The organism is Bacteroides sp. AF29-11 (genome assembly GCF_003602895.1).
Lineage (GTDB): Bacteria > Bacteroidota > Bacteroidia > Bacteroidales > Bacteroidaceae > Bacteroides > Bacteroides uniformis.
Map to the genome: position 1 here is coordinate 85,756 of NZ_QTLY01000004.1, position 12,110 is coordinate 97,865.

The following is a 12,110-nucleotide window of genomic DNA, read 5'->3' on the forward strand; positions in this document are numbered from 1 at the left end:
TAGAGTATGGAATCAAACAAGAAATACGTTATTGGTCTTGATTTTGGTACGGATTCTTGTCGTGCACTGGTAGTGGATACATATACTGGCCGTGAAATGGCTACGGGGGTAAGTTTTTACCCCCGTTGGAAAGCGGGGCTTTACTGCGATGCACACAACAATCGTTATCGCCAACATCCATTGGATTATATTGAATCCATGATAGAGGCTGTACATATAGCCTTATCAGATTTGAAGGAAGAAGAGATTGCTTCTATTTGTGGATTATGTTTTGACACAACTGGTAGTACTCCTGCTTTAACCGATAAGGCAGGAATGCCATTAGCTTTATGTCCCGAGTTTGCAGAAGAACCGGATGCTATGTTTATTCTTTGGAAAGATCATACAGCTGTTCGAGAAGCTGAGCAAATCAATGCACTGATCAATAAACGTAACCTTGATTATTTACTTTATGAAGGTGGTACTTATTCATCAGAATGGGTATGGTCAAAGGTTTTACATATTATCAACACAAACGTCGCTATAAAGGATGCTGCTTATGCTTGGGTAGAACATTGTGATTGGATGACCGGATTAGTAACTGGTAACACTATTCCGGAACAGATCTTTCGTAGCCGTTGTGCTGCTGGACATAAAGCAATGTGGCATGCCAGTTGGGGTCTTCCTTCCGGCGAAGTTCTCGAAGAACTTAATCCGGCCTTGAAGGAAATGCTCCCCCATCTGTTCACAGAAACCCACACCAGCGACACCAAGGCAGGGGAACTGACACCCGAGTGGGCAGACAGGCTTGGACTTCCCCAAGGAATCGCCGTGGCCGTGGGGGCGCTGGACGCCCATATGGGAGCCGTAGGCGCATCCGTCGCCCCGGGGATACTGACACGTATCATGGGAACATCCACCTGCGACATCATGGTTGCCGGCAAAGACGAGGTAGGCGGACGCTGTATCAAGGGAATCTGCGGCCAGGTGGACGGTTCGGTGCTTCCGGGATTCATCGGTTTCGAAGCCGGACAGTCGGCTTTCGGAGACATCTACGCCTGGTTCAGGAAGATGCTGGCATGGACACTGAAAGATATCCCCGGAGGGGAGGCCAGGCAGAAAGTTCTGGACGGCATGCTGGTGGAACTCACCCGTGAGGCCCAGGACATGGAACCCTCCGAGGACGGTGTTGTCGCCCTGGACTGGATGAACGGCCGCCGTACCCCCGATGCGGACCAGAACGTGAAGGGTGCCGTTGCGGGACTCACGCTGGGTACCAGCGCCCCGGAAATATTCCGTGCGCTGGTGGAAGCCACCGCCTTCGGTTCCCGCCGTATTGTGGAGCATATGAAGGGCCAGGGGCTGCGCATTGATTCGGTCAATGCCATCGGAGGTATCAGCAAGAAGGCGCCCTTCGTGATGCAGACGCTGGCGGACGTGCTGGACATGCCCATCCGTGTGGTACGCTCGGAACAGACCTGTGCCTTGGGAGCGGCAATGTTCGCGGCAGTTGCCGCAGGGGTGTACAAGGATATCAACGAGGCGACAAGGCACATGGAGTCGGACATCGAGGCTGAATACCGGCCGGATGAGAAAAGAGCCCTCATCTACGAAAAACTATACAAGAAATATCTTGAACTGGCAAAACTTGCTGAAACCATTAACTAAGTATACAAACCATTAATCTATTTAAAACATGAGAATCAAATCATTAATTTTGGCGGCCTTATGCATGGTCACCGTGGGTGTTTACGCCCAAAGCAACTATCCGTTCAACGGTCTGGACATGAACATGGGTAACCTGTCAAGACTGTCCGATGCCAAGACACGTTCCATCAGCCCTGAGAACTTTACAGGCGAGAAGGGCAAGGGCGGCATGGCCGATCCGGTCAGGGACAAGGACCAGCGGAATGTGGCCAACGCCCACCATGCGGCCAAGGACCTGGGCAAGGGTTGGAAGGTAAACCCCTTCATCATCGTGAAACCGGGAGAGACAATCACGATTGCGGAAATCGAGGGTCCGGGAGCCATCCAGCAGATCTGGATGACACCGACCGGGAACTGGCGCTTCTCCATCCTGAGAATGTACTGGGACGATGAGAAGGAGCCTTCCGTCGAATGTCCGGTGGGTGACTTCTTCTGCAGCGCATACAATGAATATGCACAGCTCTCCTCACTGGCCGTTTGCGTGAATCCGGGCAGCGCCTTCAACTGCTACTGGAAGATGCCTTTCCGCAAGAAAGCCCGTATCACGCTGGAGAACATCAACACCGCCGAGGAGATGCGCCTGTACTACCAAATCAACTACACCTTGACAGAAGTTCCTGAGGACGAGGCCTACTTCCACGCGCAGTTCCGCCGCTCCAACCCGACCCAGGGGTCGCTGCACACGCTGATTGACGGTGTGAAGGGCAAGGGACAGTACGTGGGTACCTACCTGGCATGGCGTGTAAACGACAACTGCTGGTGGGGTGAAGGGGAAATCAAGTTCTACATGGACGGTGACAAGGAATACCCGACTATCTGCGGGACCGGGACTGAGGACTACTTCTGCGGCTCGTACAATTTCGAGAACCAGAAGACGCGCCAGTACCAGGAGTTCACCACCCCCTATGCCGGCATGCACCAGGTAATCCGTCCCGACGGGCTGTACCGTGCGGTGACCGCTTTCGGGCTGTACCGCTGGCATATCCTTGACCCGGTACGCTTCGACAAGGACCTGAAGGTCACGATACAGGATTTGGGATGGCGTCATGACGGACGCTACAACAACCAGAAGTCGGATATCTCGTCGACCACTTTCTGGTACCAGGCCGAGCCGCATGCCAAATTCCCGGCTTTGCCGAGCAAGGACGATTTGGAAATTCCAAGATGGTAAAATTGGGTATACCCGATATTTAAAATTACGTTGTTTTTTTATTAACTATTAAATCAAAGTATTATGAGGATTTCTTTTAAAAGGAATGGTTTCATAGCATTGGCATCAATGCTATCATTTGCAGTGTATGCAGGGGATAATTTGCCCCTTGCAACCGCTGCATCGGGGACAAATGGATCTATTCAAGTATCTGAGCATGGCGTAGATACTTCTAATGAGATTCAACAAGCGAGAGTAATACAAGGAACAGTTCTGGAAGAAGGGACTAATGAACCTCTTATTGGGGTAAATGTTGTCGTTAAAGGAACTACTATAGGTACAACTACTGATGTGGAGGGAAAATATTCGATAAGAATACCTTCTGATAATGCTGTGTTAGTCTTTTCTTATATTGGTCAAAAAACAGAAGAATATTCTGTTAAAGGCTTGAAATCTTTGGATGTTATTATGAAAAGTGATGCTACGATGTTGTCTGAAGTCGTTGTATACACTGGTTATATGACTCAGAAAAAAGCTGACTTAACCGGATCGGTTGCATTGGCGGATTCAAAAGACATCAAGAAGACTTCCGCTAACGTTATGAAAGCTATGCAGGGTAAGATGGCCGGTGTGAAAATTAGCAACAATGGCGGTAATCCTGCAGAAGATATAGGCATTCAAATTCGTGGTCTTTCTTCTTTGTCTGGAGCTGTTACTCCATTAATTGTATTGGATGGTATGCCAGCTGAAGGTCTGAATCTACGTGACATAAATTCAGGAGATATTGAATCTATTCAGGTATTGAAAGATGCTGCTTCTGCCTCAATTTATGGTGCACGTGCTTCTGGTGGTGTGATTTTAGTCCAAACTAAAAAAGGTAAAGCTGGTAAGACTACCATTGACTATAATGGTAGTGTTTCTGTAAGTTCTATAATAAATAGACCGGAAATGATGAACGCCACAGAATGGGGTACTGCTGCCTTCCGCGCTGCTGCTTATGATGAGTGGGCTTATGGTTCAGGCCTATTATTACCCAATGGCTTTGAGTATGAGTATCATAGAGGTGATAATGGAATGCTGGTATTGGATAATATGAAAATGAAAGAATATTTGGATAATAATCAATTGGTAAAAGCAACTGATACAAATTGGATGGATGAGATTTTCCGTACAGCAGTTTCTACAAATCATCAGTTGACTATTTCTAATGGTTCGGATAAAGCTAAAAGTTTGTTTTCATTAGGGTATACTAACAACCAAGGTACACAAATTCATTCTTTTTTCAAACAATATTCTGTACGTGCTAACACGGAATATAGTTTGATTAAAGATCGTTTGAAAGTAGGAGAAAATTTAGCTATTTCTTATTTGCAGTATAAAAGTCAATGGGAAACCTTTTTGGCTATGATTATGCCACCTATGGTTCCTGTTTATGATGTAAATGGTAACTGGGCAGGACCTGCAGGACTTGATGATTTTGATAATCCGGTACGTAAAATGACTATGGGTAAAGATAATATCAATAATTATGTGAAAATTATTGGTAATGTTTTTGCAGACCTGAATATTTGGAATGGTATATCTGCTAGAACTCAGTTTGGTATAAATTATGGTAACTCTTATAGTAGAACAGTAGATGGGGCTTATGTAGAGACTGGTTTTAGAGGCAATGATAAAAATTATGTAAGAAATAACCAGTCCCATCCGTTAAATTATGTATGGACTAATACTTTGTCCTATAATAAAAGTTTTGGAAAACACCATATTGATGCTGTATTTGGTAGTGAGTTTACCCGTTATGTACAAGAAGGTTTTTATGCAAGTAGAGAAGGACTTTATTTGGAAGATCGTGATTTTGCCGGTCTTAGTGTTGCTACCGGTGATGAAATTGATGTAAGTAGTTCTGCTGATGAATATACTTATTTCTCTCTTTTTGCTAAGGCCAATTATTCATATGCTGGTAAATATTTGTTGTCTGCAACTGTACGTCGTGATGGTTCTTCTTTGTTTGGTGTCAATAATCGTTATGGTGTATTTCCTGCATTTTCTGCTGGTTGGAGAATTAAGGATGAAGCTTTTATGGAAGATGCGGACTGGTTGTCTGATCTGAAAATTCGTTTCAGTTGGGGTACGAATGGTAGTGTACAAGGATTACCTCGTGGTTACACAACTACTCCATTTACTACTAATTATTTTGATACTGCATATCCTATTAAGGGACAAGCAACCGGCGCTTTGCAGTCTGGCTATAGAAGAACTTGGATTGGTAACCCTGATTTGAAATGGGAAACAACCAAACAAACAGACTTCGGCGTTGACTTTGGATTTTTCAATCAACGTTTGACTGGTTCTTTTGACTATTACTATAAGAAAACAAATGATATCTTGGTCCAGACTCCATATATCGCAGCAATGGGTGAAGGTGGTGAACCTTGGGTTAATGGTGCTAGTATGAATAACCAAGGTGTAGAATTTACAGTATCTTTCAAGAGTGACCCCTCCAGTGAATTCCAGTGGGCTGTTAGTGCCAATATTGGTACATACAAAACTGAATTGACTGACCTTCCTTCCAATGTAATCAATAAGTATGCTGGTGATGGTGTACACGATTTGATTTTAGGACGTTCTCCAAATTCTGCTTATGGTTTGGTAGCTGATGGTATTTTCAAAACTCAAGAGGAAGTTGATGCTCATGCAGACCAGCCAGGTAAAGCAGTTGGACGTATTCGCTACAAGGACTTAGATGGTGATGGTGTAATCAATGAAACATATGATAGAACTTGGATAGGTTGCTATGACCCGGATTTCTTTGGAGGTCTTAATTTTGATTTCGCTTATAAGGGCTTTGACTTGAACTTATTTTTTGAGGGTATGTTCGGTAATGATGTAAATAGCGACTGGAAGAAAGAGAGTGATATTTGGCTTTTCACCAATCCTGCATGGAAAAATCATGCAACTCGTATGTTGGGCGGTTGGTCACCTGACAATCCGAATTCTGATATTCCGGCTATCTCGAATAATACTGCCAATCAAGAACAAAGATTCTCTTCTTGGTTCATAGAAGATGGTTCATACATTAAGTTGAGAAATATTGAATTGGGTTATACATTTCCGACTAAGCTTATCAAAAAAATGCATATGAGTAATCTGCGTTTGTATGCTGCTGCATATAATGTATTTACTTTGAAGAAGTTTTGGGGAGATGACAAATATACAAGTTTCGATCCAGAAAGACCTTCTTATCATTATCTGACACCATTTACTTTCAATTTCGGTATCAATGTTTCTTTTTAAACTTAATTAATAAATTATTATGAAAAGCAAATATATAACTTTATCAATTGCTCTATGCTCTATATTGGGAGTCAGCAGTTGTGATTCATATTTGGATATCAATCCTAAACAAGTTCTGGACCAAAATATACTTAACAAACCTAGCGATATAGAAGGTTTTGTCACAGCAGCCTATGCCCGTATGTGTGAGATGGGGTCATTGGATTCCTCTCCTTATATGTATTGGTGGAGTGGTTCTATGCGTTCGGATGACTGCTACAAAGGTGGTGGTGGTGTTGCTGATGCTGTAGGTTCTTTTGGTAACATATCACTTTTTACTTATGTAAATCCTAATACTGGTGCATTGGATGGTACTTGGTATAATTCTTATCAAGTTATCCAAAGATGTAATACAGCAATTCAAAGAATGGCAAATTTTACGGAAGAAGAGTTACCTAATAAGAATAGTTTTATGGGTGAGATGCTCTTTATCCGTTCATTTACGTTGTATCGTTTGAAAAAACTTTGGAAATATGTACCCTATATTGATGAGAATGTAGTAGGTATGTCAGATGCTTTTGAAGCAGTACCTAACCGTGAATTGGATAAGGGGAATGATCTTTACTTATGGCAACGTATTCTTGATGATTTTAAAAAGGCCGAGGAATTATTGCCTTTGGATCAGATGGATAAAGGTCGTGTAAGCCGTAATGCTGCTACTGCTATGGTTGCTAGGACAATATTAAATATGGCTTACGAACAGGATGATCGTCATCAGGTGATAAATATCAATAAGGAATTACTTGCAGAAGCTTTGCCTTATATTGATAAAATTATTGATCAAGAAGGTGGTCGTGTAGGTTTGGAATCTGATTTTGGTAATAACTTTTTGGTAGAGTATGATAATGCTACTAAAGAATCCATTTGGGAATTACAATTTGCTCTTGATAATAATTTTCATACAGCAGGTCGATTTAATCGCGCTGAAGGTTTGAATCATCCATGGATGTGGCCCGAAACACAACCTGGTAATTTTGTATTTAAGTGTTGTGACTTTAACCATGCTAGCTATACGTTGACTAATGCGTTTAAGACTGATGAAAACGGTTTACCCCGTTTCGAGGATTATAATGAGGATGATTATGGTCAATATATTAAAAATTCAGATGGTTCTTATAATTTGGATATCGTTAATTCTGGCGCTAAGCCTTACTTTGATAAGTATACATGGGATCCCCGATTTAGCCATACTATCGTAGCTCCTGGACAGCCTTGGAAGTATGATCCTGATTTATTATTCCATTCAACTGCTACTCGTGATCCGATTACTTATAGTTTCTTGAAACCCATCAAAGATATGCCACATCCTGATTGTGGTTGTATTGCTTATGATGGATGGCAATTTAATTCTATGAATAAGAAGATGATTCGTTACGATGACGTGTTGCTGTGGAAAGCTGAGATTTTGATTCAATTGGATAGAGAAATGGAAGCCCTGCCATATATTAACCAGATTCGTACTCGTGCTGCCAATAGTTTGGTTCGTTTGACTCAAGCTGACGGTTCATATACAATGAATTATCATATTGCTACTTATCAGCCGGGTATTAACTGTAATTGGACTAAGGACTTTGCATGGAAAGCCTTAATGTGGGAAAATCGTCTTGAATTTGCTTGCGAAGGTCATCGTTTCTTTGATTTGCAGCGTTGGGGATTGTTGGAAAAGACAATGAACGAATATTTTGCTATTGAAAGAACTCGCTTCGATTGGTTCAATGATGCTCGTTTTACTGCCGGTCGTGATGAGTACTTTCCGATTTCCCAACCACAAATGAATTATTCAAAGGGTAACTATACGCAGAATCCGGGATATTAATGTTTAACTATTAAGAAGAAAATTATGAAAAAGATAGTAACCATTTTTACAATGTTGTTGGTAGTGTTATCACTGTCCAGCTGCTATGACAGAGATGTGCTTGATGACAAGGGCTTGAATTATTTCATGCCTACGCCTGAGAATGTGCAGTATATTCAAGATAATGCTACTACAGTGACATTGACTTGGAGTATTCCTTCAGTAATTCCAGAAGACTTCAGACGTCCTATTTCAGTACAGATTCAAATAGTGGAAAATAATATTTATAGAGATAGAATAACCTTGGTAAATGAGGAAACCTCTCATACTTTCACTATTGATCCTGCTAAGAAGTATCGCTATATCGTTAAATTGGTAGGTACTTTTACTGAGGAAAATCAAGAAACAGGGCGTACATCTACTGTTACTTCTGAGGGTGTAATAGTTAATGTCGAATAGTTTCGAGAAGGATTTTTGTAGTTAATGATAGAGAGTGGGCTTTTACTGGTATTTTTCTGAGTCAGCTCACTCTCTATTTTAATATTTGATATAAGGCGAATGGGTTATCTGGTTACGATAAATTGAAAAATGAATCAATAGACATGAAAAACATATTATTTATAGTATTCTCTTCGTTTATATTTTTATTTGTTTCTTGTACTTCTGAACAAGAAACTGAAACTTATATTCCTATTGATGAAATTATACCTTTGGATACTCATTTGATTCCAAATAAGGATACAAAAATTGTATCAACAACATTGAATTTTAAGGATATTGATGCCATAGATTATTTGCTGGTTAGAAAGAGTGTAGGTGACAGCTATTCAGCTAAGATAAGTCAAAGCGAACTTACGTCTGATTATATTTTCAATTATACCATCCAAAAAACAGATCCACAGAATTTTCGGCTAGTATTGGCTGCCTTTTACAAAGATGGTAATATGTCGAAAGAGCTCTCTTTGAATGTGGATAACCGTTGGGGTTTTTTTATTCGTAATGTTACTCGTATAGCTCGTGTTACAGGGAGTATAATAAATGGAGAAAACTTTCCAAGTCCTAATAATACTGCGACAAAATGGAATGTAGGAGGAACAGATCTTGGCATTATTTGGGAGATGCAGCCCGGAAAATATGGAATTTTCTTTGGTGATACTTTTGGGTATGACTTTAAGCCTAATCCAGCTAATCCTGGACCTAACGGAGGGAGTTGGCGTAGTAATGTGCTGGCTTTCTCGGAGGATAATAATTTAGAAGATGGATTGTCATTCAGCAATATGGCTACTGATGATAAAGGGTATGCCCGCGAGATAGTATATGGGGGAAAAGATTCGTCAGGTAATGGTGATTGGACTTCTATCCCAACAGCTGCTATTCGTGCTAATGGAATAGATTATGTGCATTATTTTAATATGAGAAATTGGACGGGATGGATTACAAATTATTCGGGAATATATAAGTCGGCTGATAATGGTTTGACATGGGCTAAATGTAAAGATATAACCTTCTCATCTTATAGTTTTTTTGGTCAGGTAGGGTACTTTAAGAAAGATGGATATGTTTATATGATAGGTACTCAAACGGGGAGGGATAGCGATGCTAAATTAGCACGATTTCATGAAACAGATATTGAGAATAAGACAGCTTATGAATATTGGAATGCTTCTACTAATCAATGGATAAAAGGCAATGAAAATGAGGCAACAGTATTAATAGAAGATAAGGTTGGTGAACTTTCTTTTATATATAATGAAACACATAAGAAATGGATAATTGCTTATTTCAATGCAGATAGATATAATATAACTATGCGTACGGCAGAAGACATAACTGGCCCATGGAGTGAACCCTATGAGCTTGCTAATGGTAGAGAGTATGCCCAATTGTATGGTTCTTACATTCATCCGTTGTCGGTAACTGGTGATAATTTATATTTTACGATGTCAATGTGGATGCCTTATAATGTTTTTTTAATGAAGGCTGAATTGGCTGATATGGGAGAGTTTTAATTATATTGATAAATATAATATCATGAACACACGCACATTAATTATAACTTTTGTTTGGATGATAATGTCCAACATAGGCATCTGTGCTCAAGAGCATTGGGATGTACAAGAGAAAATTGAGTTGAATAAGGATGTTTTTCCGAAAAATTTTAGTAAAGCTATTGATGCTATACAGTATGATTTATTAGGAATTGAGAGAGGAAAAAGCCATGTGAAGATGATAGATAATAACACTTTGTACATAAACCTTTCTTTTTCGCTTAAAAACTCTGTTCAACAAGGTGATTGGCGTATAGCGGTAAAGCCGGATTTTTTACCTTCATTCCATTGGGCGCCACATCTTACTCCTACTGATAGAAATGTCATCGATCAACATGTATTCCGTTCTCCTGCCCTTATTGTAGCAGACGATCATCAAACTCTTATTCTTATTCCCGATTTGGATATTATGCAGAAGGGGACTCCTGTACGATGGTATATGGATATGGACGCATCCTCTAATACACTTATTCTCGGAATGTGCAATAACCATGTATCCGAACACGTTCTGTTTGAGCGTGATCAAGAAACTACTTACCCAAAAGGCGATATTGAAATAGGCTTTTATTTGATGTATTCTGATAGCAAGGAAGTATTGCGGAATCCTTTTAAGAAGCCGTTAGAATTTATGTGGAGTCGATGGGGGCATACTGCATATGTGAAAGGTAATCCGGTGAAGGAGAACCTAGAAACGTATGTGAAACATACTTATAATTGGGCTTTTAATTCATGGTCAGAAAATGTGTGGCAGCAATTTGAGTTAGATGGGAAAAAAGTGGGTGCTCCCGTATTTATTGTGAATGTTACACAAAGTCCCAATTATCCGGGAGAGATTAATGAACGTGAATTTCGTTCTATCTGGAATCAGGCATGGTTCAGTTCATTGCGTTCTGCAAGTGGGTTATATCGATATGCAAGAAGAACCGGTAATAGGGAGCTTCTTGCAAAAGCAAATTTGACAAAAGAACTGGCTCTGTCATTTCCGCAGAGGAATGGTTTTTTCTATGGACTTATCGGTACGGAAATGCATGAAGTAGAGATTGATGGTAAAAAGTATAATCGGAGCAAGGGGTGGAATACCTATTATTGGGGAAATTCCAACAGAAACCCTTATACCTGGAATCCGAAAGAATCTCCGTATCATATTCTTGATATGAGTTGGACAGCATTGTTGATGCTTCGGTGGTATGATGAATTAGAAAAAGATGCCCGTCTTTTGGCTTATGCAGAAGACTATGCGATGGCTTTACTTGGGATACAGTATGAAAATGGTTTTTTCCCTGGCTGGCTTGACTTAAAGACAATGCAGCCGATGAACCATTTGAATGCTTCTCCTGAAACATCTTTATCAGTTACTTTTTTACTTAAACTGTATGAGCTTACACATAAGGAAGAGTATAAACGGGCAGCGTTTAAAGCTATGAATGCAGTTATCCATGAAATTATTCCGGTTGGGAAGTGGGAAGACTTTGAAACCTATTGGTCTTGTTCTCGTTACGGTTCGGATAACTTGGTAGGTAAAAAAGTTTTGCGGAACAATATGCATAAACAGAATAATTTTTCAATGTTCTGGACAGCTGAAGCCTTACTGGAGTGCTATCGTCTTACCTCAAATAAAGAATATCTTGATTATGGACAGCGTACACTTGATGAATTGCTGATGACCCAAGCGTCGTGGCAGCCGCCATACATGTATGTAAATGTATTGGGTGGTTTTGGTGTGTTGAATGCCGATGGTGAATGGAATGATTCACGCGAAAGTCTTTTTTCCGAACTCATTATTCAATATGGAAAACTTCTTGGTAAACCAGAGTATATAGAACGAGGATATGCTGCACTTAAGGCATCTTTTGTAATGATGTATTGTACTGAAAATCCTCAAACCAAACAGCAATGGGAAAAAGTTCATCCGTTCTTTGCTTCAGAGGATTATGGATTCATGATGGAAAATTACGGGCATGGCGGCCGTACAAATCCGGCAGGTGAAGGTATGGGTGAGTTTACAATCTATGATTGGGGAAATGGAGCAGCGGCTGAAGCGTACAACCGCATCCTTGATAAATTTGGAAAAATAGAATAATGATTCGTTAACATTAAT

Annotated in this window: 7 protein-coding genes; all 7 read left to right on the plus strand. The window is 40.6% G+C overall.

The window, feature by feature from the left end:
* Positions 1–6 precede the first annotated feature (6 nt).
* Positions 7–1,647, plus strand: coding sequence for a ribulokinase (locus DWZ03_RS08055; RefSeq protein ID WP_120028860.1), 1,641 nt, complete (start codon positions 7–9; stop codon positions 1,645–1,647).
* A 28-nt stretch (positions 1,648–1,675) separates the two neighbouring features.
* Complete coding sequence (locus DWZ03_RS08060) at positions 1,676–2,857, plus strand: glycoside hydrolase family 172 protein (RefSeq protein ID WP_057259240.1); 1,182 nt, start codon at positions 1,676–1,678, stop codon at positions 2,855–2,857.
* A 63-nt stretch (positions 2,858–2,920) separates the two neighbouring features.
* Entirely contained in the window at positions 2,921–6,130 is a 3,210-nt protein-coding gene (locus tag DWZ03_RS08065) for a SusC/RagA family TonB-linked outer membrane protein (RefSeq protein WP_009037504.1), read from the plus strand.
* Between the two features lie 19 nt (positions 6,131–6,149).
* Positions 6,150–7,985 carry a RagB/SusD family nutrient uptake outer membrane protein gene (locus tag DWZ03_RS08070; RefSeq protein WP_034529209.1) on the plus strand — a complete coding sequence of 612 codons (1,836 nt, stop codon included), beginning with the start codon at positions 6,150–6,152 and terminating at the stop codon, positions 7,983–7,985.
* Positions 7,986–8,009: 24 nt separating this feature from the next.
* Positions 8,010–8,423, plus strand: a complete 414-nt coding sequence (locus DWZ03_RS08075) for a DUF4945 domain-containing protein (RefSeq protein WP_009037502.1) — start codon at positions 8,010–8,012, stop codon at positions 8,421–8,423.
* Between the two features lie 143 nt (positions 8,424–8,566).
* The gene (locus DWZ03_RS08080) at positions 8,567–9,973 is read left to right on the plus strand and encodes a DUF4185 domain-containing protein (RefSeq protein WP_120129539.1); all 1,407 of its coding nucleotides are present in this window, start codon (positions 8,567–8,569) and stop codon (positions 9,971–9,973) included.
* A 22-nt stretch (positions 9,974–9,995) separates the two neighbouring features.
* On the plus strand, positions 9,996–12,092 hold the full coding sequence (locus tag DWZ03_RS19985) for a hypothetical protein (RefSeq protein WP_165853099.1): 2,097 nt from the start codon (positions 9,996–9,998) through the stop codon (positions 12,090–12,092).
* Positions 12,093–12,110: the final 18 nt, after the last annotated feature.

Coding starts and splice junctions, on each gene's coding strand:
- DWZ03_RS08055 (WP_120028860.1), top strand. CDS start 7: ATGGAATCAAACAAGAAATACGTTATTGGTCTTGATTTTGGTACGGAT.
- DWZ03_RS08060 (WP_057259240.1), top strand. CDS start 1,676: ATGAGAATCAAATCATTAATTTTGGCGGCCTTATGCATGGTCACCGTG.
- DWZ03_RS08065 (WP_009037504.1), top strand. CDS start 2,921: ATGAGGATTTCTTTTAAAAGGAATGGTTTCATAGCATTGGCATCAATG.
- DWZ03_RS08070 (WP_034529209.1), top strand. CDS start 6,150: ATGAAAAGCAAATATATAACTTTATCAATTGCTCTATGCTCTATATTG.
- DWZ03_RS08075 (WP_009037502.1), top strand. CDS start 8,010: ATGAAAAAGATAGTAACCATTTTTACAATGTTGTTGGTAGTGTTATCA.
- DWZ03_RS08080 (WP_120129539.1), top strand. CDS start 8,567: ATGAAAAACATATTATTTATAGTATTCTCTTCGTTTATATTTTTATTT.
- DWZ03_RS19985 (WP_165853099.1), top strand. CDS start 9,996: ATGAACACACGCACATTAATTATAACTTTTGTTTGGATGATAATGTCC.